33 protein-coding genes, 1 tRNA gene and 2 pseudogenes are annotated in these 25,742 nt (G+C 66.0%); 18 read left to right on the top strand and 18 right to left on the bottom strand.

The window, feature by feature from the left end; translation table 11 throughout:
- Nucleotides 1-8: 8 nt before the first annotated feature.
- From ABIC35_RS08730 to ABIC35_RS08720, 3 genes are read left to right on the top strand one after another with little or no spacing between them, the layout of a single operon-like run.
- Nucleotides 9-1,124 (top strand): L-dopachrome tautomerase-related protein, encoded by a 1,116-nt coding sequence (locus ABIC35_RS08730; protein WP_354278407.1) that lies wholly within the window; start codon nt 9-11, stop codon nt 1,122-1,124.
- Nucleotides 1,125-1,132: 8 nt separating this feature from the next.
- The gene (locus tag ABIC35_RS08725; RefSeq protein WP_121075156.1) at nt 1,133-1,435 is read left to right on the top strand and encodes a putative quinol monooxygenase; all 303 of its coding nucleotides are present in this window, start codon (nt 1,133-1,135) and stop codon (nt 1,433-1,435) included.
- Between the two features lie 23 nt (nt 1,436-1,458).
- Nucleotides 1,459-2,295 (top strand): SDR family oxidoreductase, encoded by an 837-nt coding sequence (locus ABIC35_RS08720; protein WP_121075159.1) that lies wholly within the window; start codon nt 1,459-1,461, stop codon nt 2,293-2,295.
- Between the two features lie 269 nt (nt 2,296-2,564).
- On the opposite strand, the gene ABIC35_RS08715 is transcribed toward ABIC35_RS08720, so the two are convergent.
- The gene (locus ABIC35_RS08715; protein WP_183049334.1) at nt 2,565-3,191 is read right to left on the bottom strand and encodes an MBL fold metallo-hydrolase; all 627 of its coding nucleotides are present in this window, start codon (nt 3,189-3,191) and stop codon (nt 2,565-2,567) included.
- A 111-nt stretch (nt 3,192-3,302) separates the two neighbouring features.
- On the opposite strand from ABIC35_RS08715, the gene ABIC35_RS08710 reads away from it, so the two are divergent.
- The 3 genes from ABIC35_RS08710 to ABIC35_RS08700 all read left to right on the top strand — a co-directional run bounded on the left by ABIC35_RS08710 (nt 3,303) and on the right by ABIC35_RS08700 (nt 5,764).
- Entirely contained in the window at nt 3,303-3,725 is a 423-nt protein-coding gene (locus tag ABIC35_RS08710; protein WP_121075165.1) for a winged helix-turn-helix transcriptional regulator, read from the top strand.
- 35 nt (nt 3,726-3,760) lie between these two features.
- Nucleotides 3,761-4,651, top strand: a complete 891-nt coding sequence (locus ABIC35_RS08705; RefSeq protein WP_121075168.1) for a LysR family transcriptional regulator — start codon at nt 3,761-3,763, stop codon at nt 4,649-4,651.
- A gap of 99 nt (nt 4,652-4,750) precedes the next feature.
- Nucleotides 4,751-5,764 (top strand): zinc-binding alcohol dehydrogenase family protein, encoded by a 1,014-nt coding sequence (locus tag ABIC35_RS08700; protein WP_121075171.1) that lies wholly within the window; start codon nt 4,751-4,753, stop codon nt 5,762-5,764.
- A gap of 274 nt (nt 5,765-6,038) precedes the next feature.
- On the opposite strand, the gene ABIC35_RS08695 is transcribed toward ABIC35_RS08700, so the two are convergent.
- The gene (locus tag ABIC35_RS08695; protein ID WP_121075174.1) at nt 6,039-6,254 is read right to left on the bottom strand and encodes a helix-turn-helix transcriptional regulator; all 216 of its coding nucleotides are present in this window, start codon (nt 6,252-6,254) and stop codon (nt 6,039-6,041) included.
- Nucleotides 6,255-6,565: 311 nt separating this feature from the next.
- Here ABIC35_RS08695 and ABIC35_RS08690 point away from each other — a divergent pair, with 311 nt between their 5' ends.
- From ABIC35_RS08690 to ABIC35_RS08680, 3 genes are read left to right on the top strand one after another with little or no spacing between them, the layout of a single operon-like run.
- On the top strand, nt 6,566-6,778 hold the full coding sequence (locus tag ABIC35_RS08690; protein ID WP_066725748.1) for a hypothetical protein: 213 nt from the start codon (nt 6,566-6,568) through the stop codon (nt 6,776-6,778).
- A 10-nt stretch (nt 6,779-6,788) separates the two neighbouring features.
- Nucleotides 6,789-7,247: a hypothetical protein gene (locus ABIC35_RS08685; RefSeq protein WP_121075177.1), complete on the top strand. Its 459-nt coding sequence runs from the start codon at nt 6,789-6,791 to the stop codon at nt 7,245-7,247.
- Between the two features lies 1 nt (nt 7,248).
- Nucleotides 7,249-7,563, top strand: coding sequence for a hypothetical protein (locus ABIC35_RS08680; RefSeq protein WP_121075180.1), 315 nt, complete (start codon nt 7,249-7,251; stop codon nt 7,561-7,563).
- Here the strand turns inward: ABIC35_RS08680 and ABIC35_RS08675 are convergent.
- The 3 genes from ABIC35_RS08675 to ABIC35_RS08665 are packed head-to-tail and all read right to left on the bottom strand — an operon-like array spanning nt 7,560 to nt 8,917.
- The gene (locus ABIC35_RS08675; protein WP_121075183.1) at nt 7,560-8,204 is read right to left on the bottom strand and encodes an SOS response-associated peptidase; all 645 of its coding nucleotides are present in this window, start codon (nt 8,202-8,204) and stop codon (nt 7,560-7,562) included. The two genes, ABIC35_RS08680 and ABIC35_RS08675, sit on opposite strands and share 4 nt — an antisense overlap.
- A 56-nt stretch (nt 8,205-8,260) precedes the next feature.
- Entirely contained in the window at nt 8,261-8,629 is a 369-nt protein-coding gene (locus ABIC35_RS08670; RefSeq protein WP_354278444.1) for a hypothetical protein, read from the bottom strand.
- A gap of 33 nt (nt 8,630-8,662) precedes the next feature.
- Complete coding sequence (locus ABIC35_RS08665; protein WP_354278406.1) at nt 8,663-8,917, bottom strand: hypothetical protein; 255 nt, start codon at nt 8,915-8,917, stop codon at nt 8,663-8,665.
- Between the two features lie 790 nt (nt 8,918-9,707).
- On the opposite strand from ABIC35_RS08665, the pseudogene ABIC35_RS08660 reads away from it, so the two are divergent.
- The 4 genes and pseudogenes from ABIC35_RS08660 to ABIC35_RS08645 all read left to right on the top strand — a co-directional run.
- Nucleotides 9,708-10,094, top strand: a pseudogene (locus tag ABIC35_RS08660) (TrbI/VirB10 family protein); the annotation flags it as partial.
- A gap of 9 nt (nt 10,095-10,103) precedes the next feature.
- The gene (locus ABIC35_RS08655; RefSeq protein WP_121075186.1) at nt 10,104-10,322 is read left to right on the top strand and encodes a DUF2274 domain-containing protein; all 219 of its coding nucleotides are present in this window, start codon (nt 10,104-10,106) and stop codon (nt 10,320-10,322) included.
- A 348-nt stretch (nt 10,323-10,670) separates the two neighbouring features.
- Nucleotides 10,671-10,934 carry a type II toxin-antitoxin system Phd/YefM family antitoxin gene (locus tag ABIC35_RS08650; RefSeq protein ID WP_121075189.1) on the top strand — a complete coding sequence of 88 codons (264 nt, stop codon included), beginning with the start codon at nt 10,671-10,673 and terminating at the stop codon, nt 10,932-10,934.
- Nucleotides 10,934-11,356 (top strand): type II toxin-antitoxin system VapC family toxin, encoded by a 423-nt coding sequence (locus ABIC35_RS08645; RefSeq protein WP_121075192.1) that lies wholly within the window; start codon nt 10,934-10,936, stop codon nt 11,354-11,356. The genes ABIC35_RS08650 and ABIC35_RS08645 overlap by 1 nt, the downstream gene beginning before the upstream one ends.
- A 63-nt stretch (nt 11,357-11,419) precedes the next feature.
- On the opposite strand, the pseudogene ABIC35_RS08640 reads toward ABIC35_RS08645, so the two are convergent.
- The 8 genes and pseudogenes from ABIC35_RS08640 to ABIC35_RS08605 all read right to left on the bottom strand — a co-directional run bounded on the left by ABIC35_RS08640 (nt 11,420) and on the right by ABIC35_RS08605 (nt 16,422).
- Nucleotides 11,420-12,652: pseudogene (locus tag ABIC35_RS08640) on the bottom strand (tyrosine-type recombinase/integrase).
- A gap of 197 nt (nt 12,653-12,849) precedes the next feature.
- Nucleotides 12,850-12,923, bottom strand: a tRNA-Gly gene (locus tag ABIC35_RS08635).
- Nucleotides 12,914-13,474 carry a hypothetical protein gene (locus ABIC35_RS08630; protein ID WP_147425839.1) on the bottom strand — a complete coding sequence of 187 codons (561 nt, stop codon included), beginning with the start codon at nt 13,472-13,474 and terminating at the stop codon, nt 12,914-12,916. Before ABIC35_RS08630 ends, ABIC35_RS08635 begins: the two co-directional genes overlap by 10 nt.
- Nucleotides 13,475-13,563: 89 nt before the next feature.
- A complete protein-coding gene (locus tag ABIC35_RS08625) occupies nt 13,564-13,860 on the bottom strand; it encodes a hypothetical protein (protein ID WP_183049335.1) in 297 nt (98 codons plus the stop codon).
- A 288-nt stretch (nt 13,861-14,148) separates the two neighbouring features.
- Nucleotides 14,149-14,505: a baseplate J/gp47 family protein gene (locus tag ABIC35_RS08620; protein ID WP_220667339.1), complete on the bottom strand. Its 357-nt coding sequence runs from the start codon at nt 14,503-14,505 to the stop codon at nt 14,149-14,151.
- Complete coding sequence (locus tag ABIC35_RS08615) at nt 14,420-14,617, bottom strand: hypothetical protein (RefSeq protein WP_147425840.1); 198 nt, start codon at nt 14,615-14,617, stop codon at nt 14,420-14,422. Before ABIC35_RS08615 ends, ABIC35_RS08620 begins: the two co-directional genes overlap by 86 nt.
- 871 nt (nt 14,618-15,488) lie before the next feature.
- Nucleotides 15,489-15,824 carry a hypothetical protein gene (locus tag ABIC35_RS08610; RefSeq protein WP_354278405.1) on the bottom strand — a complete coding sequence of 112 codons (336 nt, stop codon included), beginning with the start codon at nt 15,822-15,824 and terminating at the stop codon, nt 15,489-15,491.
- A 7-nt stretch (nt 15,825-15,831) separates the two neighbouring features.
- Complete coding sequence (locus ABIC35_RS08605) at nt 15,832-16,422, bottom strand: phage tail protein (RefSeq protein WP_354278404.1); 591 nt, start codon at nt 16,420-16,422, stop codon at nt 15,832-15,834.
- 183 nt (nt 16,423-16,605) lie between these two features.
- On the opposite strand from ABIC35_RS08605, the gene ABIC35_RS08600 reads away from it, so the two are divergent.
- Nucleotides 16,606-17,058: a hypothetical protein gene (locus ABIC35_RS08600; RefSeq protein ID WP_147425841.1), complete on the top strand. Its 453-nt coding sequence runs from the start codon at nt 16,606-16,608 to the stop codon at nt 17,056-17,058.
- 127 nt (nt 17,059-17,185) lie between these two features.
- Here the strand turns inward: ABIC35_RS08600 and ABIC35_RS08595 are convergent, their stop codons facing one another.
- The gene (locus ABIC35_RS08595) at nt 17,186-17,326 is read right to left on the bottom strand and encodes a hypothetical protein (RefSeq protein ID WP_183049336.1); all 141 of its coding nucleotides are present in this window, start codon (nt 17,324-17,326) and stop codon (nt 17,186-17,188) included.
- A gap of 199 nt (nt 17,327-17,525) precedes the next feature.
- Here ABIC35_RS08595 and ABIC35_RS08590 point away from each other — a divergent pair, with 199 nt between their 5' ends.
- From ABIC35_RS08590 to ABIC35_RS08575, 4 genes are read left to right on the top strand one after another with little or no spacing between them, the layout of a single operon-like run.
- Complete coding sequence (locus ABIC35_RS08590) at nt 17,526-18,746, top strand: NAD(P)/FAD-dependent oxidoreductase (protein WP_121075206.1); 1,221 nt, start codon at nt 17,526-17,528, stop codon at nt 18,744-18,746.
- A gap of 57 nt (nt 18,747-18,803) precedes the next feature.
- Nucleotides 18,804-19,577, top strand: coding sequence for an enoyl-CoA hydratase-related protein (locus ABIC35_RS08585; RefSeq protein WP_121075209.1), 774 nt, complete (start codon nt 18,804-18,806; stop codon nt 19,575-19,577).
- Nucleotides 19,578-19,616: 39 nt separating this feature from the next.
- The gene (locus ABIC35_RS08580; protein ID WP_121075212.1) at nt 19,617-20,459 is read left to right on the top strand and encodes a diacylglycerol/lipid kinase family protein; all 843 of its coding nucleotides are present in this window, start codon (nt 19,617-19,619) and stop codon (nt 20,457-20,459) included.
- Complete coding sequence (locus tag ABIC35_RS08575) at nt 20,456-21,202, top strand: metallophosphoesterase family protein (RefSeq protein ID WP_121075214.1); 747 nt, start codon at nt 20,456-20,458, stop codon at nt 21,200-21,202. Before ABIC35_RS08580 ends, ABIC35_RS08575 begins: the two co-directional genes overlap by 4 nt.
- Here ABIC35_RS08575 and ABIC35_RS08570 read toward each other — a convergent pair.
- The 4 genes from ABIC35_RS08570 to rplM form a co-directional block, all read right to left on the bottom strand.
- Nucleotides 21,199-22,557 (bottom strand): DUF1501 domain-containing protein, encoded by a 1,359-nt coding sequence (locus ABIC35_RS08570; protein WP_121075217.1) that lies wholly within the window; start codon nt 22,555-22,557, stop codon nt 21,199-21,201. The two genes, ABIC35_RS08575 and ABIC35_RS08570, sit on opposite strands and share 4 nt — an antisense overlap.
- Before the next feature lie 12 nt (nt 22,558-22,569).
- Entirely contained in the window at nt 22,570-24,258 is a 1,689-nt protein-coding gene (locus ABIC35_RS08565) for a DUF1800 domain-containing protein (protein WP_121075221.1), read from the bottom strand.
- A 412-nt stretch (nt 24,259-24,670) separates the two neighbouring features.
- Nucleotides 24,671-25,240 (bottom strand): 30S ribosomal protein S9, encoded by a 570-nt coding sequence (rpsI, locus tag ABIC35_RS08560; RefSeq protein WP_064310032.1) that lies wholly within the window; start codon nt 25,238-25,240, stop codon nt 24,671-24,673.
- Nucleotides 25,240-25,719: a 50S ribosomal protein L13 gene (rplM, locus tag ABIC35_RS08555; RefSeq protein ID WP_019369452.1), complete on the bottom strand. Its 480-nt coding sequence runs from the start codon at nt 25,717-25,719 to the stop codon at nt 25,240-25,242. Before rplM ends, rpsI begins: the two co-directional genes overlap by 1 nt.
- Nucleotides 25,720-25,742 lie beyond the last annotated feature (23 nt).

Genomic DNA, 25,742 nt, shown 5'->3' with positions numbered 1-25,742 from the left:
AAAATTCGATGAAGCACATCGTCGCCGCGCTGGCACTCGCCGTCGCCGCACCCGCCCTTGCCCAGCCGGCCAGAGTGGAGGTGGTCGCCAACCTTACCGGGGCGATGCCCACCGGCGTCACCATCGCCCCCAGCGGGCGCATCTTTCTCAACTATCCCCAGTGGGGAGATCATCCGCCATTCGCGGTGGGCGAGCTTCGCGGCGGCAAGGTGATCGCCTATCCCGATGCCGCGACCAACGATCCCCAGGGCGACCCGGCTCACCATTTCCTCAGCGTGCAAAGCGTCGTCGCGGACGGTGTCAACCGGCTCTGGGTGCTCGACACCGCCGCACCGGGTTTTGCCGCGCCGACCGTCGGCGGCCCGAAGCTGGTCGCGATCGACCTGGCGACCGACAAGATCGTCCGCACGATCGTGCTGGGCCCCGAGGTGGTGCTGCCCACCACCTATCTGAACGATGTGCGGTTCGATCTCCGCCAGGGCGAGGCCGGCGTCGCCTATATCACCGACAGCTCGGTGAAGGGCCCCGGCGGGCTCATCGTCGTCGATCTTGCCAGCGGCAAGGCACTGCGCCGCCTGTCGGGCCATGCGAGCACCATGCCCGATCCGGGCTTCACCCCGCGCATCGAGGGCGCGGTGCTGATGAACCGGCCCGCTGGCGCCGCGCCGAGCCCGTGGCTGGTGGCGACCGACGGTATCGCCATCTCGCCGGACGGGGAGACGCTCTATTACTGCGCGCTTTCCAGCCGCCACTTCTACGCCGTGCCGACCGCCCTGCTGCGGGATCCGGCGACGAACGACGCAACGATCGCCGCCGCGATCCGCGACCTCGGCCCCAAGGCCCCGTCGGACGGGTTGGCCGAGGATGATCGCGGCGTGATCTACGCCGGCGATTACGAACAGGGCACCATCCGCAGCTTTGCCGATGGCGTCTGGAAGACGATCGCGCGCGACCCGCGTATCCTGTGGCCGGACACGCTTTCGGTCGGCACCGACGGCTATCTCTATTTCACCGCCAACCAACTCTACCGCCAGCCCGGCTTCCACCAGGGCAAGGATCTGCGCAGGCCGCCCTATCAACTGCTGCGCGTGAAGATCGGCGCCGACCCCGTCTTGTTGAAGTGAGGATTCCGATGACCGACACCAACCAAATCCATCTCGTCGCCTATCTCGTCGCCAAGACGGCCAAGGAGCAAGCGCTGATCGACGCAGTTCTCGCGATCGTGCCCGCCGTTCGCGAGGAGCGGGGCTGCATCGCCTATGAGCCGCATCTAAGCCTCGAGCACCCTGGAACGGTGGTGATGGTGGAGGCCTGGCAGGACCAGGCCGCGCTCGATGCGCACGCCGCAGGCGCCAGTTTCACCGCACTTGCCGCGCGGTTCGACGAACTGCTCGCCGAACCGCTCCGCGTCGAAACCCTGCGCCGACTCGCCTGAGCGGCGCTTCAGGAGAAGACAGCATGTCCAACTGGTTCATCACCGGCATCAGCAGCGGCCTCGGCCGTGCGCTGGCCGAAACCCTGCTCGCGCGCGGCGATCGCGTATTCGGTACCGTCCGAGCGATCGAGCTCGTCGCCGAGCTGCGCGAGCGCTACCCTGATCGGCTGCACGTCGCCACGCTCGACCTGCGCGCCATCGATGCCGTGCGCGCCGTGGTGGACGACGCGTTCGCGGTACTCGGCAGCATCGACGCGGTCGTCAACAATGCGGGCTACGGCCTCTTCGGGGCGGCGGAGAGCCTCACCCTCGAGCAGATCAAGGACCAGCTGGCCACCAACCTTCTCGCGCCGATTGAGGTGGCGCGCGCGGCGCTCCCCCATCTGCGTCGGCAGGGCAGCGGGCGGCTGATCGCCATCTCCTCCTATGGCGGCCAGGCGACGCATGGCGGCGCATCGCTATATCACGCCAGCAAATGGGGACTGGAGGGCTTTTTCGATGCGCTCGCCCAGGAAGTCGCCCCGTTCGGCATCGGCGTGACGATCGTCGAGCCGGGGGCGGCGCGCACCGGATTCCGCGCCGCCGCCACCGCAGCGCTCGGCGCGGACCTCGACGCCTATCGCGGAACCCCGATCGGGCATTTGCGCACCGTGCTCAGCGATCCGGCCCGCACGCCGGGCGGCGATCCGCAGCGCATGGCAGCAGCGATCATCAAAAGCGCGGCCGCCGAACCTGCGCCGCTGCGGTTGGTGCTCGGCAGTGATGCCCCGGCCATTCTGGATCGCGCACTCTCCGCCCGGCTGGAACAGGTCCGCGCACAGGCGGAAACCGCATCGCGAACCGACGCCGTCGCGGGCTGACGACGTGCACCGGGCGGAGGGACGGCACCTCCTTCCGCCCGGCGTGCCCGGTCAGCCCTGCACGGCGTATAGCTGTAACCGGTCCGTTCCCGCTCCACGCGCCCGAAGCCGGGGAAGCGGACATGCATGCCGGTGACCAGCGCGCCATCCACCGAGACCCGGTCGAACAGCGAGAGCCGGGACGTGCGCGCGCCCGCCTGGTCCACGTCCGCCTGCACGGAAACCGCCGGGTCCCGCGTCTGCACGTCAACCTGGTGCACCGCATCGCCTCAAACGACCAGCTGCTGCTTGCCGGCGCCGTCGACGTGGAAGCCGCTATGCCCCGGCGTATGCCCGGGCAGCGCCAGCGCCTCGATGCCGGGCAGGATCTCGCCCCCCGTGAACGGCTCGATACGGCCGGCATAGGGCGCGAAGGCTTCGTGCGCCCAGTCGTACAGCGCGCGCATGGTCTCGGGCGCTGCCGTCCGCGCGTCCTCCGACAGCCAGAAATCCACCTCGCGCTGGTGCACGAAGATCTGGGCATTGGCGAACAACGGGGCCTTGTCCGCGTCGATCAGGCCATTGGTGTGATCGGGGTGGATGTGCGTGCACAGCACCGCATCGATATCGGCGGGCGTGAGGCCCACCGCGGCAAGGCTCGCGCCCAACTTGTTGACGGTGGGGCCCAACTGGGCACCGGCGCCGGTATCGACGAGGATGTTGCGCGCTCCCGTCTGCAGCAGGAAGCAGTTCACGTCGAGGTGGAAGGTCTCGCCGTCCATCGCCTGGGCGCCGTCGGGGCGCTGCAGAAAGCCGGTCGGCAGGTCGAAATGGCCGTCGTGCAGCGCCGTTACATGAAATTGGCCGAGCGCGAGGGCACGGGGAGCGGTGTCCGCTCCAGAAGTCGTCGTTTCCATTCTAGGGATTCCCTTGCGGATGCCGGAGGCGGCGGTTCCTGTGGTATCGAATGGATACCTCGTGTAAATTACGCACCGAAAGATCATAAGGTATCGCGGAGGTGACCGGGCATGGCGGAGCATGAGGAACTGGAGGCGATGCGCCTGCTGATCGATCTGCTGGCCGACAAATGGACCATTGCGGTGCTGGCGTCGCTGTGCACGGGCGGCGGCGCGCAACGGTTCAACGCCATCCGGCGGGCGGTGCCGGCGATCTCGCAGAAGAGCCTGGTGACCTGCCTCAAGCGGCTGGAGCGGAACGGCCTGATCGAGCGCGTGGTGATGACGACGGGGGAACTGGCGGTCGAATATCGCGTGACTCCGCTGGGGCGGACGCTCGACGATCCGGTAGCGGCGCTGCTGCAATGGTCTGCGCTGCACAGCCCGGCGGTGCGCGCCGCGCGCCATGCCTTTGCCGAGCGCGCCGCCGCCAATGCAGGCGCCTGGGGGCGGGAACCGCTCGCAACCGCGTGCCCTGTCCCCCTTTCGGTATAGCTTGTGCGGATGCGCCTGCGCGGCGATGAAACGGCATGGCCGCCGAACCGACGCTCCGCCTCGACTGGGATGATCTCAAGCTGTTCGTCGAGATCGCCCATACCGGCACGCTGACGGCGGCAGCCGAGCGTCTGCGGCTCAGCCAGCCCACGGCAGGCCGGCGGCTGCGCAGCCTGGAAGAGGCGGTCGGCGCGGCGCTGTTCCAGCGCACGCCTGCCGGCTTCCGCCTGACCGACGAAGGCGAGGCGATGCTGGTCCATGCCGAGCAGATGGCGGAGGAGGCGGTCGCCCTGCAGCGCAAGCTGATCGGCGGCGCGCGCGGGCTGGAAGGCGTGCTGCGGCTCTCCGCCTCGGACTGGGTTTCGTCGCGGGTGCTGGCGGCGCCGCTCGCCGGCTTCGCGGTCGAGCATCCCGGCCTTGTCGTGGAGGTGCTGGCCGACTCCCGCCTCTATGATCTTCAGCGGCGCGAGGCGGACCTGGTGCTGCGCTTCGTGCCGTTCTCCGGCAGCGACATCGTCCAGCGCCGCTTCCTGCGGATTCGCTATGCGCTCTACGCCGCGCCCGCCTATCTGGCGCGCTGCGGCGATCCGCGCGCGAGCGGGGACGGCAACGGCCACCGGCTCGTGACAATGAACAGTGCGCTCGATCAGCTCCCCGATGTCGCCTGGCTACGCGGTCGCTGGCCTGCCGCCACGCCGGCCTTCCGCAGCAACAATCGCGAGGCCCAGGGCGCAGCCTGCGTTGCGGGCGCTGGACTGGCCGTGCTGCCGCGGGTGATCGGCGACCAGTTGCCGCTCGCCCGGCTGGAAGGCGAGGAGCCACCGCCGCGCGACCTGTGGGTCGGCTATCACCAGGATCTGCGGCGGTTGCGACGGCTTCGGATGCTCGTGGACGCGCTGGTTTCCGCGCTGCCTAGCGAACTCTGAGGTGCATGCATCATCGCATGGCGGCCGTGCGGAACTGGCCGTGGCGGCACGCATTCGCATGGACGATCTGTAGCGCGAACGATCATCAGGAGGTTCGACATGAAAGCCATCGGTTACCATCAGCCCGGCAGCATAGACCGCGAAGACGCGCTGCTCGACCTGGACATTCCCGCACCCACGCCCGGCCCGCACGACCTGCTCGTCCGGGTGAAGGCGGTCTCGGTCAATCCGGTCGACGTGAAGGTCCGTGGCGGCAGCCCGGCGCCAGAAGGCGGCCCGAAGATCCTCGGCTGGGATGCATCGGGCATTGTCGAGGCGGTGGGGGACGCCGTCACGCTGTTCCGCCCGGGCGACGTAGTCTTCTACGCGGGCGACATCACCCGTCCCGGCGCCAACGCCGAGCTGCACACGGTCGACGAGCGCATCGTCGGGCACAAGCCAGTCAGCCTGGATTGGGCGGAAGCCGCCGCGCTGCCGCTCACCGCGATCACCGCGTGGGAATTGCTGTTCGACCGGCTGAACGTGCCGCATGGGCGCAAGCGGGCGCAGGGCAGCCTGCTGGTGATCAACGGCGCCGGGGGTGTCGGATCGATCCTGATCCAGATGGCACGGCGACTGACCGGCCTCACGGTCATCGCCACCGCCTCGCGCCCGGAGACGATCGCCTGGGTGGAGCAAATGGGGGCGCATCATGTGATCGACCACCACAAGCCGCTGGACGAGGAACTTGCCCGGATCGGCCATCCGGAAGTCAACTATGTCGCCGGCCTCACCGCGTCGGACCGCTACCTGCCGCTGTTCCCCAAGATCGTCGCGGCGCAGGGGCATATCGCGTTGATCGATGATCCCGCGCACTTCGACATCGTGCCGCTGAAGCGCAAGTCGATCACCGTCGCCTGGGAGCTGATGTTCACGCGCGCAATGTTCCAGACGCCCGACATGATCGAGCAGCACCGGCTGCTGGAGGAAGTGGCGCATCTCGTCGACGCGGGCGTGCTGCGGACGACGCTACGGGAGCGCGTGGCCGGCATCGACGCAGCCAATCTGAAGCAGGTGCATGCGTTGCTGGAGAGCGGGCGCGCGATCGGCAAGACCGTATTGGAAGCGTTGTAATCAGCACAATGGCCGGCATGGCTGCAGGCAGGTCATGCCGGCGAATAAGAACTAGGATCAGTCCCCTTGATCATTTCCGCTGCGGCAATTGGTCGCAAGCGTCATCGTTCAGTGGAGTGGCTCCGGGGGATCGATTTGCGTTTTCCCTCCATTAGCGATCTCCCGTTGAATGAGCTATGGCTGGCGCGATGCCGTGGCGGCTTGCGGCGAGAGCAGCCGTTCCGGGGGCACCTGAAGAATGACGGCTTTGTCCCACACCCGGTCAATCGTTGCCTTATCGCTCCAGGGTCGGGGCTGCCTCATATGTCATCGGATCATCAAGCCAGCAGCTAACAGCAGACTCGCGCCAGCCGATACAGCGGGTGCTGATCTGCGTGCTAGCGGGGAAGGTGCCTGCTTCCATCTTCCGGTAAAGGGTGGAACGCGTGAGGCCTGTTAGAGCGAGGACGGCTTTGCGCCGCAGGATGCGGTCCGTTGCGTTGGAGTGCATTGCTATCACCTTGCATCGTTCGGGGGTTGGTGGAGGGTTTCGACGCAAGATGGACCCGAACGGCTTGCCGGCAGAAGAGTTCGTCTGGGGCTGAAATGGCACTGTTCGGTGCAGGCTGGCATGTACATCGACTGGGATCGACGGTCGTGCGAGCAGTCCGTCTGCCCGAGAGTGTCGCCGACTAGGTTGCAGCCCACCTGAGCCTGCATGGCACAAGTAAGAGACTTTGCGTTCTTGCCCTTCGTTCCCATTTTGTTCTAGCTGACAATCCGCTGCCGATGCAGCGATTCGACATCATTGGGAGCTTCGGCATGGAGCACGACCTCCAGCTGCGCGCTGCTGCGCGTGCGATCTACGACGCCTGCTATCCGAGCGAGGAATGGGCGCCGTTCGGCTTCGACGAGGCGGAGCGCTTCAGGACCATCCACTATCGCCAGGCAGTCGGCGCGGCGCTGCAGGCGCGTCGGGCGCTGCACGATCGCGCCGTGCAACCGAGCCTGTTCGCCGAGCAGGTGCACGCCTGACGCCCGCGCGATGGATGCGATCGAGAGGACCAACTGGCTGGCGCACCGCTGGCCGATCGAACTCGAAACCTTCTCCTATGGTGGATGGCTGATCCATGTAGGCAGAGTCGAGGGGCATCGCCTGGGGCAGGTCAATTCCGCTGCGGAGTTCGAGACCTGGAAGTCGGCGCAGCGACCGCTATGCCTGGCACGCTTCATTGCGGGGAGGCGCGAGCTTCACCCTCCGGCGGTGCTGGTGGTTGCCGGCAAGTACCGCCTGGGCCGAATCCCGCCGGAACTGTGGTGCGGCTATGACGCGACGCTGCTGATGGATGCACCGGCGGCGACGCTCCTGTCCGCCAAGGTGCGGGCGATGTTCCCGGCTTGGCCAGATGCTCTTATCCGGGTGGTGCCGCAGGCGCAGGTGCCCGCGCTCGGCCTGCACCCTGCGCCTGCGGCGGCAGGTCCGCGCCTGCGCTTGGTAGGTTGATATGGCACGCTACGACGCAGATGGCGGGCAGGTGCCCCGGACGCTGTTCGAGGCTGCGGCGTTCCACCGTTCGGTCCGGGCAGCCTGTGCGGGGTGCGGACACATCGGGGTCTTTCATGCGGCGGCGCTCTGGCGGCTGTTCGAGCGCAGGCAATGGCCCGGCCTGCTCGTCGAGGTGGGGGCTCGCCTCCGATGCTCGCGGTGCGGGCGGCGCGGCACGACGATCAGCCTGACCCGTGATCCGCCGACGATTACCAGCCTGCCGCTCCCGAGCGATGTCGAATGGCGGCGGGCGGTCAGCCGGTTTCGTGCCTAGAACAGGGCCGGCTGTTCGACAGCGCCCTTGCGCTTCACCCAGGGCTCGTCGGTACGCTCAATGACAATCAGGTCATCGGGGAAGCAGCGCGCCTGGAAAGCGAGGATGTCATCGAAGCTGCCGTGCAGCCAGCGATCATGGTCGTCGCGGTGAAGCAGCACCGGCATGCGATCGTGCACCGGGCGGATCGCCTCGTTGCAGTCGGTCATCACGCCGGAATAGACCGGACCCCATTCGGCGCTGTCCCGCCACAGTCCCGCCCAGGCGAAGAGCGACGCATCCTTGACGCTGAACCAGGTCCGCGTCTTCGATCCCTTGGCGCCTTCCGCTTCGGCAAAGCCGGTCAGCGGGATGAGGCAGCGCCATTCCGGCTTGCGCGCGAGCCCGACCCACATCGGCTTGGTGAGATCGGCGATGTTGTTGACCGGCTTCGGCTTTGCGGTCGGGCTCATCCCCTTGAGCCGGAGCGGGAAGCCCCAGCCCATCGACTGGAGCACGCGGGCGCCCGCTTCCTCGCGCACCACCATGCCGGGGTAGCCGGGGTAGACTTCTTCGCCCGCGTTGGACTGCACCGGATTGTCGACGCCGAAATGCGCGGCGACTTCGGCTGCGCTCTTCCGAAGGTGGTAGAGGTTGCACATCGCGGCAGCCTAGGTCGAAGGCGAGGGGGCTGCAACGCGCAGCCCATGGTTCGCGGCTAGAGCAGGTCCAACTGCGTGCCATCGGGCGGCGGACCGCCGCCGCGCCAGGAATTTTCGGTGCGCAGGACGACCATCCGCTCGGCCGCAATCGGCGGGCGAAACTGGAAGCCGATCACGTCGCGGATCGAGCCGTGCAGCGAGCGCGCGTGCTCGTGCGGCTCGAGCAGTACCGGCATGCGATCGTTGGTCGGCGGAATGGCCGCGTTCGCCTCCATGGTCATGCCCGCATAGGAAGGGCCCACCTCGGGGAAGTTCCGGCAGAAGCCTGCCCAAGCCAGGATTGGCTGGTCGCGGACCGAGAACCATGTCCGTGTCTTGGCCCCTTCGTCGCCGTCCGGGTTGCCGAAATGCGTGATCGGGATGATGCAGCGGTAGCGTGGCTCGACGACGGTCTGCTCCTAGAGCGGATTGGTGAGGTCCGCTACCAGGCCGATGATCTCGGGCTCGTTCCGCTGCAACTGCGCGTCGCGGATACGGCGGGGAAAGCCCCAGCGCATCATCCGCAGCCGCCTGCGGCGACCGGCCTCGAACATCACCAGCCCTTGGCGGCCCTCGGTTACGTCGGGCGGAAGGGTGATCTGCCCCACGGGCTCCGCGTCCAGGAAGCGGGTGACATCGTCGATCGTGGCGCGGAGGCTGTGAAGGCGGGACATGGTTCGACGCGGGAGCCTAGCGCTACCCGCCGACGGGGCAAGGGCACCGCGCAAATGCGGACATCCGCCGCTGCTGCCGCCCTGCAAACATTTTTTCGGGTCGGACCCCGTGTTTCGCCGTCGGCTGCGTCAATCGCTCCAGTGCCGGGACACCGGCCGCGGGAGAAAAGAATGACGATTTCGAAAAGGGCGCTTTGTGCGGCGACGCTTGCCGCGACGCTTTCCTACAGTGACATGGTGGTTGTCGAGGCACGCGCCCAGGCGGGCGCGACGCGCTTCGACCTGCCGGCGCAGGACCTTGCCTCCACGCTCCGTGCGATCGCTCGTCAGGGCGGCCGGGAGATCCTGTTCGCGGACGAGGAGGTGCGCGGCAAGCGCTCGGGGACGATCCGGGGTATCTACACCGTCGAGCAGGCGGTGCGTCTCGCCATAGGAGAGGAACTTCTGGTCGGCGAGGAATCCGGCGCCATCGTTATCCGGGAGCGACCCGGCAAAGGCGGGGGCGCCTCAGCCCAAGAAGAGAAATCGGATGCCATCACGGTAACCGGCTCGCGCATCCGCGGGGCCGAGGGGCCTTCGCCAGTCATTATCGTGTCGCGCTGGGGGCTGGAGGAGCAGGGTATCCCCGACATGGCGAGTGTTTCGCGGATACTCCCGCAGAATTTCACCGGAGGGCAAAACCCCGGGGTCGCGGGGGGCGGTGACCAGGGCGGATACAATAATGCGAACAATGCGACGACGCTCAACCTTCGCGGGTTGGGCTCGGACGCGACGTTGACGCTCATCAATGGTCGTCGCCTTCGGGCAAAAGCGTGCGCTGGTCATTTGGCAGCGCATCCTGCTGCCGAACGGCAGTTCGCTCCGGATCGACAACGTGCCGGCGACCGATGCCTCGGGCTATGCCGGCCTGCAGGACAAGGTGGACTTCCACACCTGGACGCTGCTCAAGGGGATCGCGCTGTCGACCCTGCTCGGCGTGGGCTCGGAGCTGACGATTTCCGGTGACAGCGATCTTGTCCGGGCGATCCGGCAGTCGACGCAGCAGAATGTCGCGCGCGCGGGCGACCAGCTCACCTCCCGCAATCTCAACGTCCAACCGACGCTCACGGTTCGCCCCGGCACGAACGTGCTGCTCGTGGTCCACAAGGACCTGATCCTCGCGCCCTGGCGCGGATAGGAGGCCGACATGCCCGACCTGAAACTCGCCAAGCTACCGGATCGAAAGCCCGTCAAGCTGGCGATCCTCATCACGCCCGACCTGCACCAACGGCTGCAGGACTATGCTGCGCTATATGCCGACACCTATGGTCAGAAGGAGGCGGTAACGGATCTGATCCCGGCGATGCTGGCGTCCTTCCTCGAGAGCGGTCGGGGGTTCGCGCGGGGGCGGGGAGCCAGCCGATGACATCCGGTCTGGCAGGCTGAAGCTTCGTTGCTGGCCAACTTGCCAATCTCGGCGCCGCCGGAAGCAGAGCCTCCAGCGCCCGATGTGAGTCCTGTAAGCGCGGCGTCTAGGAGGCTGAAGCTTCCGGAAAAGGGAGGATAGTCGCTCCGCATCGTAAGCTGTCCAGCAGGTTCAACCACCACTGTGCCCTGGCCATGCGCTCCTTCCAGTGGGTACCGCCATGATAGGCCGCACGCACATTGTCGGTATCGCCATGCGCTAATGGTAACCCCTACGTTCGCACGCGTCTTGACTTTCGCCGCCTCGCTGACAATGTAGCAACATATCGTCAAGCGCCAGGAGGGCGTCATGGGCATCACCAGCCTTACCAGCCGCGAGTTCAATCAGGACGCCGCCCGCGCCAAGAAGGCGGCCCTGCATGGCCCTGTGTTCATCACCGATCGCGGGCGCCCCGCGCATGTCCTGCTCTCGATCGAAGAATATCAGCGGCTGATCGGCAAGGGCCCGACGCTAGCGGATATGTTTGCGGATAAGGACGGTGGCGGAGACTTCGATTTCGACCCGCCCAAGCTGAACATCGGCTTCCGTCCAGCCGAGTTCGGCGAGGATTGATGTTCCTGTTCGATACCAACGTCGTGTCGGCACTCCGAAAGCCGGAACGGGCAGGCCCTGCGTTCGAGGCTTGGACAAAGATGGCAGTCGGTGCTCGCCCGTTCGTGTCGGCAGTGACGATCATGGAAATCGAGATCGGCATCCTTCGGCTGCAACGGCGGGACGAAGCGCAGGCAGCATCGCTCCGTCGCTGGATGGACAAGACCGTGATGCCCGGATTTGCGGATCACATTCTCGACTTCGATTCTGCGGTGGCCCGTCGCTGCGCAGCCCTCCACGTTCCCGATCCTCGCGCAGAACGCGATGCAATGATTGCCGCCACCGCCCTTGTTCACGGCCTCACCGTCGTCACCCGCAATACCGCCGACTTCATTGCGACCGGCGTTCCGCTGCTCAATCCCTGGGAAGACCCCGCCCAATAGGCGTGCGGCGTCGCATACCGACACCTAAAACGGCGCGCGATCGGGCGGCGTGACCGGAGGCGTTCAGCCGACCCGCACTCCCGGGAAGGGCAAGATCGTTGCGCCGCTGCGCAGGTTGTCGAGCAGGTTCGACCACCACTGTGCCATCGCTACCCGCTCTTTCCAATGGGTACCGCGATGATAGGCCGCACGAACCTTGTCGGTATCGCCATGCGCCAGCGCGCGTTCGATCGCGTCGTAGGACCACTTGCCCGACTCGTTGAGCAGGGTGCTCGCCATGGCGCGGAAGCCATGTTCGGTCATTTCATTGCTGGCATAGCCCAATCGGCGGAGTGCGGCGTTGAGGGTGTTGTCCGACATCGGCCGCGTGCGCGACCGCATTGACGGGAATACATATCCGTTTGACCCTGTGATCGACCGGATCTCCAGCAGGATGGCGATCGACTGGGTCGAAAGCGGGACGTGATGCGGCTTGCGCATCTTCATCTTCTCGGCCGGGATGGTCCACACTGCGGCGTCGAAGTCGATCTCGTCCCATCGTGCGTGACGTAGTTCTCCGGGGCGCACGAACACATGCGGCGCCAGTTGCAGCGCCCATTTGGTCATGCCCTAGCCCTCATAGGCGTCGATTGCACGCAGCAGCTTGCCAACGTCCTTCGCCTCGGTGACCGCGCCGTAGTGCTTGACGGTTGGCGTCAGCAGCGAGCCGCGCAGGTCCCTCGTCGGGTCCGACTTCAATCGGGCAGTGGCGACGGCGTAGCGGAACACGGCGCTCGCCAACTGCAAGGTTCGCCGTGCGCTCTCCAGCTTGCCACGCTTCTCGATCTTTCGAATCGCGGTCAGCGCATCGATGGGCTCTATCTCATGGATCGGCATTGTGCCGATGGAGGTGTCGAGCAGGCTGAGGAGATATTCGCACCGTGCAGCGGTGGAGGGTGCCCAGGCCCGGTCGCCGTCGCGCCGCCGCTTCGAGCAGTATTCGTTGGCGATGCGAGTGAAGGTGTTTTCCGCCAGTGCTTCGGCCCGAATTCTCTCGCGCTGCTTCTCCAGAACGGGGTCCTTCCCCTCGGCAAGGATCTCGCGCGCGTCATCGCGCAGTTTACGCGCGTCGCGCAGGCTGACCTCCGGGTAGGAGCCGAAGCTGAGCTTCTTCTCGACGCCACGGTGTTTGAACTTCATCCGCCACAGGCGGGAGCCGGACGGAGACACGATGACGTAAAGGCCCAATTCGTCATATAGCTTGTAGGCCTTTTCGCGGGTCTTGGCCTTGCGGATCGCCATATCACTCAACGGCATGGTTCGGGCCTCTCATCCCGAGGCCCCACCACCTTGGGGCCTCGTGCAAAAAAGTGGGGCCCGCGATTTTTGAGAAGGCCCCATCTCCAGTTGCGATTTGATGAGATGAGACGAGCGATCACGAACCGGACAGCCCGAAAAATACCGCCGATTTCCGCGGTTTACAAAGTTCTGTGGGATTTCGTGAGATCGGAAAATGGAGCGGGTGAAGGGAATCGAACCCTCGTCGTAAGCTTGGGAAGCTTCTGCTCTACCATTGAGCTACACCCGCAAACCGTTGAGAGGCCTCAACTTTTCGCCGCTGCCGCCGAGTTGTTTTGCAAAATGTTTTGCAACCGGCGGCTGGTGGAGGTCGAAATAGCGACGCTGGCGCCCTCTGGCAATGCCCCACTTGCTGCCAGAGAGCGCCGCGATCCGTTGTCCGAGAGCGACAACGACGCGCGTGTGATCAACGTACACCTTGCGGATGTGTGCGACGCGGTCGGGCCACCATCCCATGATATCGACCGCCCCCTGATCCGTTAATTCCCACTCGGTCAGCAGCATTGTGCAAAAGGTGCCGCGAACGTCGTGCAGGTGCTTTGGCCGCACGTCACCGTCTTCGTCGACGTGCACGATGTTGGCAGCGTCGCGGATTCGGTTGAAGCTGCCGCCGAAGCCATCGCCGGTCCATGGCTCGCCACGGCTGTTCACCAGCACGTTGTTCACACCTGGTGAACGGTAGCGGCTGCGCAGCTCGCCCAGAACCAGCTCCAGCTGGGATGTCTGTGGAATGACGGCCCGGCGGCGTTTGCCTCGGCTGCGCTTCAACGTGCGCTTCACGATCGCAAACTCCCCGACTTGGTCTCAAGTCAGCGAGACGAGATCCTGCCGGCGCATACCGGTAACCGCCGCCAGTTGCAGTCCGTCGATCAAGTAAGGGCAGCCCCCTCCCAGGCGTGCCACTCGAACGCAGCCATGTCGTCGTTCGTCCAGACGATCTCGGCTCGGTCGCTGCCCTTGTAAAGCTGCGGTATGTCGCGGGCTACGTTCTCGGGAACATGTCCGCGCAGGCGTGCGAACGCCAGCAGAGCCGACAGCACGGTGATGCCTATGTCGCCTGATCGCGGTGTTGCTGCCCGCTCGTTGCGCCACTTCACAACCTTCGCCGTCATCCGAGGATCGGCGAAGATGGCGGTGGGGAACTTACCCGCCCGTTCCTCGATCAAGTCGATGTGGCCGCGGCATACGCGTCGCGATTCGAACACGCTGCCCGAACCGTCAGGAGAGATCTGGAAGCCGGCAACGTCAAGGCCGAGCTCGCGAGCGATGTTGACGGCCTCGGCAATCTTACCGCGACGGGCCCAACGGGTCCGGTGCTCTCGTTCTGTCGTGTCATCGGCGGCGTTCTCCCACTACGGCAGCGATCGCGAGCACGAGCAGGCCCAGCATGACGGCGATCGACGAACGCGCGGTGCCTGCGGCGCGCACGGGCGCCGCGGCGCGGATAGGCGACACTAATCGCGGTGCAGAGGGCGGCCTGGGTGCGGCCTCGGCAAGCACGACATTCTGCACGCCTTCGGCATAGAGGGCGGCAAAGATGCCGGAGCGCGTGACGTCGACGCCCAGGCGGTGCTGGCGATCGCGATACTCCTCAACCCGGCTACAGGCCTCGGTGAGTACGATCGAGCCATCAGGGCCGCTGTACGTCGTGAGGGTGGCGGCGATCTGGTAGGTAAGATCGTCGCGGACTGCACCGTCACCGCGTCGGTGAGCGGGCGCACCGCCTCAGCTGAGACGTGCGCCGAGATCTTGGCCAGCAGCTCGGGCGAGGCGGTGCCGTCGCCCAGACGCGACAGGATGGTGACCAGCACCCCCCCCAGGTGCGGGCTGGTCGCGCTGGAGCCCGGCGACGTTCATCAGCGCGGCGAGCCGGTCGAGATCCGAGAGGTCGACTGCGGCGAAGGTGACGGAGGTATCGACCATGACGGCCATTTTGCGGCGACCGGGGCAGGCTTGCCAGCGGTGGGGCTTGTAAAGAGCGAGTTTACAAGGTCAGTCGAGACAGGCGAACGGCTGAAAGCGGCGCTGGAACTGCCGTTCCGCTCTCATGGCCTTATCAATCGTCGATCCTCTCAGGCTCCACCTCTTTAACAAAGTTAAGCCTGGGTTTCTTCAGCATAACGAAGATAGCGAGCGCCGCGTATATGGCTAATGCTGTCAAAATACCGCAAATTAGCCCTAGTGAGTCAAATAACTGCAACTGTTTTATCCCTTCCTCTTCGTGATTGGGTGGGAATGGATCAGTCGCCGTTTGCCGCCATTATATCGGCAATAAGTACAGTCGCGATCGGCAGTGCTATGAAGATGATAAAGAGCGTTGCAATGATGCCCAGTGCAAACGATAGCGCAAGTGCAAACATTTTTTTCCCCGGTTACGTCGCCCCCTGTGAGGGTCGCAAGTCGGTATTTCGAAATATTACTCGATTGCAACGCAAGGAAATATTTCAGTATTTATGAAGGCTTTTGTCGTTCCCACGGGAATGCGCCATCGGGTGGTGCTGCAAGCCGGACGAGTGTGCCAGAAGGGAACAGCAAGGAGTTTGTCTTGCGAAAAAAAGTTGGGAACAACAAGTGATAAGTACCGGGCAGTGCGCAAAAAAAAAGTTCCTTTCATATCGGCTCCGTCACGATACGGTGCGCCTACACCGGGCCCCCTTTCCGAAATACGGTCAGGGTAATCTCGTCGGGTGGCAGAGCAGCATGTCGAGCATTGCGCCCGCTTAGGCACCGGTGACGCCCAGCAACGCGCGGCGAGCGTAGCGTAAGGGTTTCGCCTTGGCCGCCGGCCGATCCATCAATCCGTGTTGAGACACGCCGGCAATTTCCGACGCACGACCAAAAAGCCGATCCACGCCTCTCGATCGGTAGCGCCAGCGCGCAGGTTGCGCCCGTTGCGAAGCTTGCGGAACATGGCAGCGCGCCGAATGCTGCTCTTGCGCCGATACTTCCCCGCGCCCTTGTTCTGCTCCTCGGGCTCCAGGGGTAGCCAGCGGTCGACCTTGTTCCAGAAGAAGCTACGCGCGCCGCCGGCCTCGACGTCGAAGCCGGTGAGTAGGTTGCCCTCGTGGGTCCAGCTCTTCATCAGCACCAGGCGCGGCTCGGCGGCGCCCTTAGGGTAGAGAAACTTCACCGCGTAATTACCTGGGCGCGGCGCGGGCTTGGCCTTGGGTGGGCTGTAGGCGCTGCCATCGGGGTTCTGCTAGCGACCGATGCGCGCGGCTTGCGAGCGCTGCAGCTCCTTGACCATTGCCGGAGGAGGCGGCGCGGTCCTGGCGGCACGATTGTCCGCAGCCATGCGCTCGCGATCCGCTCCAGCTCGGCCAGGTCGCCGCGCATTCGACGAGCCGCGGTTCGGCCAGTTGCACGGCGTTGAAGCCGCCCTGCGCCAACGCCTCGACCGACACCGCCTCGGTCAGCTCGATCCACGCCGACACGTCGGCCGCGTCGGCGTCGAGGAGTTCGGACTCGAAGCGGAAGGGGTCCTGCTGGCCCACCGCGAGCCGTTCGGGCTGGGCTTCGGTGCTCCAGGCGAGAATGGGCACCATCAGCCCATCGATAGAGCCGGCATAGTCCCGGGCTACGATGTTGAGCGTGTAGCGATATTTGAAGGACAGCCGGTCGCGCCGCGCGGCGACGCGACCCTTGTCGACGAACAGGCTGCGCTTCAAGGGATCAGCGCCGAGCTGAGGCACAGTTGGTAGAGCATCTTGTTTACACTGATAGCCCATGCTTCGAGTGTACTGCAGAAGAGTTGGTGGTCCGCTCCGTGGGGAAGCTGCCAGTCCGTCCACGCCCCAGCTTGCAGGGCCAGTAGACGCCCGCGAGCCTCAATTGTTCGGCTCGTGCGGTGCAAGCAATTTACCCGCTGGGCTGAGGCTCTTATCCTGCGGTGCCGGATAGAGGAGCATGACATGTCGCGTGGGAAAGTGATGGTTAATAACCGCAGCGAGCAGAAGCTGGCGGCGCTGGTCGTGTTTCATACGCCAAGCCTGCCGGAACCCCAAGATCTCCAGCTTAGCCGCGCCGTGATTAACGTTGCCGGCCCGGAGCATGGGCTGGGGGCGAATGGAGACGTGGACCTGCCCACCTCGCCTTTTGACTTCTGGATGCTCGGCTGCCGGTTCGAGGGCGATGACGCGGGCTATGCCATGTCGAACATCTCCTCCATGCCCTTCAAGGAATTCGCCATATCCGACGGCGACAGGATCGAGTTTGAAATCCGCGAGGCCGGGCTACCCGGACATTATCCCGTCGACGTCAAGCTCAACGGCGACTATTCGGCCACCGCGAAGCTGGTGAACGCGAAGGAGCTCGTGGTGCTCGAACTGGTCGAGGTGCTGCTCGGGGTAATCGGCGGAATCTGAACGGGCGGGTTCGGGCGCGGCAGTCAGCTTCCTCTGCGCTACGAGCGATAGCTGCCCGCGAGCTTCCCACCCAATCTCGGCCTTCAGGATAGACCTACGTCCAAGACCGGACGAGTGCCTGCTCCGCTCATCCATGACCTGAGCTGAAATTAGTTTGCAGGCTCTTGTTAAGTGGCTGTTCTGTAATGATATTTTTGAGACCGTCTTTGCGCTGAATAGCTGGGAAAGGTGCGGAAACGGCCAGCTTGGGAAGCTTCTGCTCTACCATCAAGCTACACCCGCAATGCCGCCACGGGGCCGTGGTGCATCAGCGTTTCTGCCCGGCGGAATAGCGTTGCTTAACTGCAGTGGCAATGGGGTAGTTGACGCTATTGGCGCAGCTGCGCACCGGCAATATGGCATGGCAGCCGGCACGCGTTCGTATGAGTATAGCGATTTCGTGCATGGGATCGCAGGGAGTGCGCTTTTTGGACAGATTCGATATTCTGATCGTCGGTAGCGGCCATGGCGGGGCGCAGTGCGCGGTGGCGCTCCGGCAGGCGGGGTTCGGGGGCACGCTGGCGGTGATCGGCGAGGATCCCGAGCTGCCCTATGAGCGGCCGCCGCTCTCCAAGGATTATCTGAAGGGCGAGAAGAGCTTCGAGCGCATCCTGATCCGCGCGCCCGCCTTCTGGGAGGAGCGCTCGGTGACGATGCTGGCCGGGCGCCGGGTTGTGGCGGTCGATCCCGCGGCGAAGACCGTTACCGACGCGGCGGGCGCGCAGATCGGCTATGGCGCGCTCGTCTGGTCTGCGGGCGGCAGCGCGCGGCGGCTGGCGTGCAGCGGGCATGATCTCGCCGGCGTCCATGCCATCCGCACGCGCCGCGACGTCGACCAACTGCTTGCCGAATTGCCGGCGACCAAGCGGATCGTCGTGATCGGCGGCGGCTATATCGGGCTGGAGGCGGCCGCCGCGCTGATCAAGGCCGACAAGCACGTTGTTGTGCTGGAAGCGATGGACCGGGTGCTCGCCCGCGTCGCCGGCGAGCCGCTGTCGCGCTTCTACGAGGCCGAGCACCGCGCCCACGGGGTCGAGATCCGCACCGGCGCGCTGGTCAAATGCCTGGAGGAGCAGGACGGGCGCGTCTCCGGCGTGCGGCTGGCGGGCGGCGAGGTGCTGCCGGCGGACATGGTGATCGTCGGCATCGGCATCGTCCCCGAAGTGGCGCCGCTGCTTGAAGCGGGCGCTGCCGGCGGCAACGGCGTGCGAGTGGACGCGCAGTGCCGCACCAGCCTGGCGGACGTCTATGCGATCGGCGACTGCGCGCTGCATGTGAACGGCTATGCCGACGGCGCCGAGATCCGGCTGGAATCGGTGCAGAATGCCAATGATCAGGCGAATGTCGTCGCCAAGCTGCTCACCGGCCAGGACGCGCATTATGACGCGGTGCCGTGGTTCTGGTCGAACCAGTACGACCTCAAGCTGCAGACCGTCGGGCTGTCGATCGGCCATGACGCGACGGTGCTCCGCGGCGATCCGGCGGCACGATCCTTTTCGGTGATCTACCTCAAGCAGGGGCGGGTGATCGCGCTCGATTGCGTCAACGCCATGCGCGACTATGTCCAGGGCAAGCGGCTGGTGGCCGAGCGCATGGTGGTCGATCCCGCCGTGCTCGCGGATCCGGCGACGGTGCTCAAGGAGCTTTGAGTTGCGCGAGGCCGCGCGCGCGGGCATCCCGTTTCCCGACCAAAAGGAGAAGTGAGGATGTCCGACGCGCCGGTGCTGCTTGCGATGGAAGGCGATGTCGCGGTGGTGCACCTGAACCGCCCCGATCGGCTCAACGCGCTCACCCCCGACATGCTCGATCTGCTCGCGGCGACGCTACGGCGCGCGGCAGAGGATGGAGCGCGGGCGGTGCTGCTCACCGGCGAGGGTCGTGCCTTCTGCGCGGGCGCGGACCTTACCGCCAGCGTCGGCATGCGCGATTCGGGCGAGGCGTTGCGGCGGCACTATAATCCGGTGATCGCGACGATGGCCGAGCTGCCGATCCCGATCGTCGCCGCGGTCAATGGCGCGGCAGCGGGGGCGGGGGCCTCGATCGCGCTCGCCGCGGACATCGTGGTGATGGCGCAATCGGCCTATCTGCTGCTCGCCTTCGCCAATATCGGGCTGGTGCCCGATGCCGGGGCGACCTGGCTGATCGGCAAGGCGGCGGGCCGTGCGCGGCTCTTGGAAATGGCGCTGCTCGGCGAGCGGATGCTGGCCGAGGAAGCGCTGGCCAACGGGCTCGTCACACGGGTCGTGGAGGATGGCGGGCTGCTGCAGGTGGCGCACGGGCTGGCGACCAAGCTGGCGGCCATGCCCACCGTCGCGCTGGGGCTGATCCGCAAGCAGGTAAGCGTCGCGCTCTCGGGAACGCTGGCCGAGACGATGGAGATCGAGGCCGATCACCAGAGCATCGCCGCCAAGACCGACGATTGCCGCGAGGCGATCGCCGCCTTCCTCGAAAAGCGCGAGGCGCATTTCACCGGCCACTGAGCGACGCCACGAAATCGGTTCTCGGGCGTTACGAGGGCCATGCAGACGCTCTGGTTCATCACCAATCCCAATTCCGGCACCACCTCGCAGGCGAAATGCGACGCGATGGAGGCGGTGTTCGAGGAGCGCGGGTTGCGGCTCGCCGGCCGCACCCGCTTCCCCGAGGACGCGCTGCCCGAGGCGGCGCGGCTCTACGCGGCGGACGTCGATACGGTGGTGCTGTTCGCCGGCGACGGCACGATCAACGCGGCGCTGCGCGCGTTGGCGGATTGGGAAGGCGCGTTCCTGATCCTGCCCGGCGGGACGATGAACCTGCTCGCCAAGGCGCTGCACGACGAGACCGATCCCCACAAGATCATCCACGCCGCGCATGGCTGTGATCGCCGGGTGGCGCTGCCCTATATCGTGGCGGGCGAGCATCGCGCGTTCGTTGGCCTGATCCTCGGTCCGGCGGCGAGCTGGTTCCGTGCGCGGGAGGTAGTTCGCAAAGGCCGGTTCGGCCGGCTGCTCGCGGCAGTACGCGGCGCCTGGCGGAGCACCTTCCACCGGCGCGGCGTGCGGGTGCAGGGCGCCCGCAATCTCGGCGACAGCTACCAGGCGGTGTTCGTCACGCCCACGCTCGAGGGGCTGGAGGTCGCGGCGGTCGATGCGCGCGACTGGGGCTCGATCGCGCAGCTCGGCTGGGAATGGGTGACCGGCGACTGGGTCGCGGCGCGCGCGGTGACCGAAAGCCGCACCGAGCAGCTCAAGCTCGCCGAGCGCAAGCCGGTGCTCGCATTGTTCGACGGCGAGCCCGAGACGCTCGAGCCCGGCACCACCATCCGCGCGGGACGGAGCCTGGAGACGTTCATCGCCACCCGCGCGGAGGTGCCGGCCGCATGACCCGCTTTTTCCATGTCAGTGACGTGCATTTCGGCCGAGAAAATCGTGAGGCGGTCGACTGGTTCAACGCCAAGGTGCGTGACGAAAAGCCCGCTGCGGTGATCATGACGGGCGACCTCACCATGCGCGCCCGCGCCAAGGAGTTCGCCGCCGCCGCCGAGTGGCTGGAGAGCCTGGCAGTGCCGACCACGGTAGAGGTCGGCAACCACGACCTGCCCTATTTCAACCCGTTTGCGCGACTGGCGATGCCCTATCGCCGCTACCGCGCGCTGGAGCGGATGATCGAACGCCCGCTCGACATCCGCGGCGTCTCGATCGTCCCGCTCAAGACCACCGCACGCTTCCAGTTCCGCACCAATTGGTCGAAGGGCCATGTCAGCCGCCACGCGCTGCACAAGTCGCTGGCGTTGGCGGAGGCGGTGCCGGCGGGTGGGCTGGTCTTCGTCGCCGCGCACCACCCGCTGGTAGAGGCAGGCACCCGCGCCACCTCGCGCACCCGCGGCGGACGACGGGCGCTGGAGGCGCTGGCCCAGGCCGGCGCGAACGCGGTGCTGACGGGGCATGTCCACGACCCCTTCGATATCGAGCACCCCGTCGGCGATCGCACGGTGCGGCTGATCGGTGCGGGCACGCTGTCCGAACGCACCCGCGACCAGCCGCCCTCGTTCAACGAGATCACCGTCGACGGCACCAGCTTCTCCACCCGCGCCCGCTTCCTGGGCGAGGCGAGCGTCGCACTCTAGCGGCGAAACAGCGCCAGCGGTCCGCGCCCGGCGGTCGACCAGGTTGACCAGTTGGGGAAGACATAGGGCATGTCCGCATTGCTCACGCCGTGCCATCGCGCGATCGCGCCGAGATATTCCTCCTGCGCGATGCCGGGGATGAAGCGGCCCTCCTTGGTGATGTCGTCGTCGCCGCCGAGCACCGGATCGGGATAGGTGCCGAAGATGCCGCCCTTCGCGACGTCTCCGCCCATCACGAGGTGGTTGTTGCCCCAGGCGTGGTCGGTGCCGTTCTGCGCATTGCTGGCATAGGTGCGGCCGAAGTCGCTCATCGTGAAGGTCGTCACGTTGGCGCCTACGCCCAGCGCCGTCACCGCGCGGTGGAAGGCGGCCATCGCCTGCGCGAGATCGCCCAGCTGGTCCGCGTGCGCGCCGGCGGTGGGGGAACCCTGGATCTGGTTGGCGTGATAGTCGAACCCGGCCATGCTGAGCAGGAAGCTCTGGCGGCTATGGCCCAGCGTGCCGCGTGCCTCGATCATCTTCGCCGCGCCGAGCAGCTGTGCCGCGATGTCGCTGGTCAGCGCGCGCCCGTTCGCATCGACGAAATAGCGGGTGACGCTGCTCGCGCCCGAAAGCAGGCTGTTGGCCAGGTCCGCCTGGTCGAACGTATCGCGCAGCGTCGACTCCACGCCGTCCATGATCGGGCCGCCATCGCTCGTCGCGAGCATGGTGGTGGCGAGGTTCTTGGCGGTGTCCTTGGCGCTGTAGCCCGAACGGCCCGGGAGGCCCGAGGCGGGAAGCACCAGCGGCGTCGCCGTCTTGCCGATCAGCGCCAGGGTCGACCCGGCAAGCGAGATCAGCGGCGGCAGCCGGCCGCCCGGCATGCGATCGGCCAAGCGGCCCAGGAACCCGTCGCTGGCGGCATCGCGGGCGCGCAGACCCTGCCAATGCGCCTGCTCGTCCGAATGGCTCATCAGGTTGCTAGGGCGCAGGTCCGGGCGGGACTGATACGTCGCCTTGGTCAACGGGGCGAACAGCGTCCCGGTGTTGAGCACCAGCGACAGCGCGCCTTCATCCCAGATCGGGCGCAGCGCCGCCATCGCCGGGTGCAGGGCATAGCTGCTGTTCGTGAGCGGCGTCAGCGTGTTGCGGGGCAGCGCGACGCCGCCGCGCGCAGCCTGATAGGCGGCGTGCCGGGCATCCGTCGGCACCACCATGTTCCAGCCGTCATTGCCGCCATAGAGGAAGATGCCCACCATCGCCCGGTAGCTGCCGCTGGGGGCGGCGACCGCGGCGGTGCGGCCGAGCTGGCCCATGGCGGCCAGGGCACCGGTGCCCGCGGTGAGGCGCACGAAATCGCGTCGGGAAAGCGTCATCGGATCGGTTCCTTACCGGTCGACCAGGAATTGCGGGCTGGTGGCGGCGATGTAGAGCAGCATCTGCGCGCGCTTGCGGGCGCGCACACGCACATCCTTGTCGTTGATCGCCATCGCGGCAGTGCGCAGCGCGGCGCGCTGAGCCGGCGTAATGCTATTGCCCAGCAATAGTACGTCTACGGCGGCGACCATCGCATCGACATTGTCGCCGAAGGACTCCCAGGTCGCCCAGGCGAATTTGGTGCCGGAAGCGGTGCCATAGCCGGTCGGCGCCTTGAACTCCGCGGTCGAAACCTCGGTGCGCACGGTCCATTCGTACATCATGTTGTGCAGTCGAAGAACGGTGCTGCTGTTGAGCAGCTTCGACGCCGGGTTGAACAGCGTGGCGCTGCCCTGCAGCGGGTAATCGACCGGGTAGAAGTTGAACACCGAAGGCGCGTGCATCACCGGCTGGCCGAGCCCGGTATCGCGCATGACGAAGGCATAGCCGTCGGTGGTCATGCCGATCGCGCGGGCGAGCGAGACCATCGCCAGTACCGGCTCCTTCAGCTTGCCGCGATCAACGCGGGGCGCGGTGCGGGCCTCAGGATCGGTGAGGATCGCGTGCACCACCGCCTTGAGGTCGCCGCGTACGCCCTGGCCGTTGTTGGCGAACACCGCTGCCACGCGGCCGATATAGCCCGGGGTGGGGTTGGCGGTGACGAGATGGACGATCAGGTGGCGCGAAACGAACGGAGCCGTGGAGGGGTGGTTGAACGCGGCGTCGACCACCGCATCCACGCTCGCCTGCTGGCTCGCGCCCGCGGGCACTCGGGTGCCGAGGAACTGCTTCTCGCCGGCGTCGTAGCGATCGGGCACCGGGATCATCGGCTTGACGTCGTCGCCGGCGAGCTGGTTGGTGATCGGGGCATTGCCGATCCGCGCGCGATCCCAGCCGGTGAGCGCGCGGGCAACGCCGCGGATATCGTCCGGGCCATAGTTGGGCACGGTGCCGCCGGTCGCGTCGCGGCGCGGCGAGCCGTTCTGGTTGAGCATGTTCGGGCCCATCGAGAACAGCTGGAGCATCTCGCGCGCATAATTCTCGGAAGGGGCGGCCTTGTTGCTGCCTGCCATGTTCAGGTACATGCCCATATACGGGCTGAGCGTGACGGCCTTCAGCAGCGTGCGGTAATTGCCGAAGGCGTTATCGAGAAACAGCTGGTTGAACGACGCCATGCCGGCGGTGGAGCGCTGCTCCTGCTCGGACGCGACGATCATCTGGGCGAGCGCAAAGGCAACGCGCTGGCGCAGCTGGTCCGGTGCCGAGACGGCGTTGGCGTAGAAGCGCATCGCCACGGGCGTGCGGCTGAAATAGCGGCGGTTGCAGGGGACGTCCTTGCAATAGTCGATCCTGCGCGCCACCGCGAGATCGGCATAGGTGCTGCCGCGGGCCGAGAATTGCTGGTTGAGCCAGCCTTCGGTGCCCAGCTTCGAGATCTGCTCGAGCACCTGTGGCGTAGGACCGAAGGTCGTTTGCCGCGCCAGCCGAATGCCGTCGGTCACCTGGGATTGCGCCGGCGAAAGCCCGGCATTGGCGGCCGACAGGTCGACCAGCCCGCTGGTCATCCGGGTGTCCGCCAGGTTGATGTTGTCGCTGCTGCCGTCGCAAGCCGACAGCAGGCCCGCCGCGCCAAGCGCAGCCGCCGTCCAAATCCGTCGCATGTCTGAATTCCCCGCCCGCAGGTTTTGCCGCGTTGCACCCAAGCTTTACGGGGAACCGATTTTTTTAGGAAGACCTGTCCCAGAGTGGGATTATCTGCGCTACCCTGAACAAGCACGGTACAAGGCGGGACGATACGCTATCGTATCGAGTTTTCCTGCGGTCGGCCGTTGCGAGTCCACGGCGATTTTCTTGGAACAAGTGCATCCGAAGCGCGTCTCACGACGTAGTCGTGCGCTCGCTGGCTACCATCCGGCGCCACCGCAGCGGCCAAGTCATCGCCCTTTGCGCGTTGCGGTGCACCATTTTGGGTAAGGAGGCAAGCGGCTAGGCCAACCCGCCGGATTTCACCAGCACGAAAAAGGGCGGCCCGTTGCCGGACCGCCCCAAATTCCTTGGCCGAAGCCGAGATGCTTAGCGCTTCGAGAACTGGAAGCTGCGGCGGGCCTTCGCCTTGCCGTACTTCTTACGCTCGACGGCGCGGCTGTCGCGGGTCAGGAAGCCGGCCTTCTTCACCGGGGCGCGCAGCACCGGCTCATACTTGGTCAGCGCCTGCGAGATACCGTGCTTCACGGCACCGGCCTGGCCCGAGAGACCGCCGCCCTTGACGGTGCAGATCACGTCATACTGGCCCTCACGCTCGGCGACACCGAACGGCTGGTTGATGACGAGACGCAGCGTCGGACGCGCGAAATAGATTTCCTGGTCACGACCGTTGATCGTGATCTTGCCGGTGCCCGGCTTCAGCCACACGCGGGCCACGGCGTCCTTACGACGGCCGGTGGCATAGGCGCGGCCATACTGGTCCAGTTCCTGCGCACGCAGCGGCGTGGTCGGGGCGGCCGGCTCGTCGATCTGGCCGGCGAGATAGGCGTCGGCAGCGGCGGCAGCAGCCGGAGCGGCGGCCTGGCCTTCGGTCGGCGCGGCGGGCTGCTGGCCCAGCGCTGCGCCCAGGTCGGAAAGCGACTGGCGGTTGTCAGACATTATGCACCCACCTTGTTCTTGCGGCTCATGCCGGCGATGTCGAGAACCTCGGGGTTCTGAGCTTCATGCGGATGCTCCGAACCGGCGAAGATGCGCAGGTTGCGCATCTGCTGGCGACCGAGCGGGCCGCGCGGGATCATGCGCTCCACGGCCTTCTCCAGAACGCGCTCCGGGAAGCGGCCCTCGAGAACCTTGGCGGCGGTGATGCCCTTGATGCCGCCTGCGTAGCCGGTGTGCTTGTAGTACACCTTCTGGCCGAGCTTCTTGCCGGTGAAACGGATCTTGTCCGCGTTGATCACGATGACATTGTCACCGCAGTCGACGTGCGGGGTGAAGCTGGTCTTGTGCTTGCCGCGCAGGACGTTAGCGATCACCACCGCTGCACGACCGACGACGAGCCCTTCGGCGTCGACGATGTGCCACTTCTTCTCCACCTCGGCCGGCTTGGCCGACTTGGTGGTCTTCATCAGCGCCTTCATGGCCTGTGACCTTTCGCGTAGGA

It is taken from the genome of Sphingomonas trueperi (assembly GCF_040545965.1).
Lineage (GTDB): Bacteria > Pseudomonadota > Alphaproteobacteria > Sphingomonadales > Sphingomonadaceae > Sphingomonas > Sphingomonas trueperi_C.
Note: the sequence above shows the minus strand (reverse complement) of the source record. Positions and strands in the feature narration are given on the sequence as shown.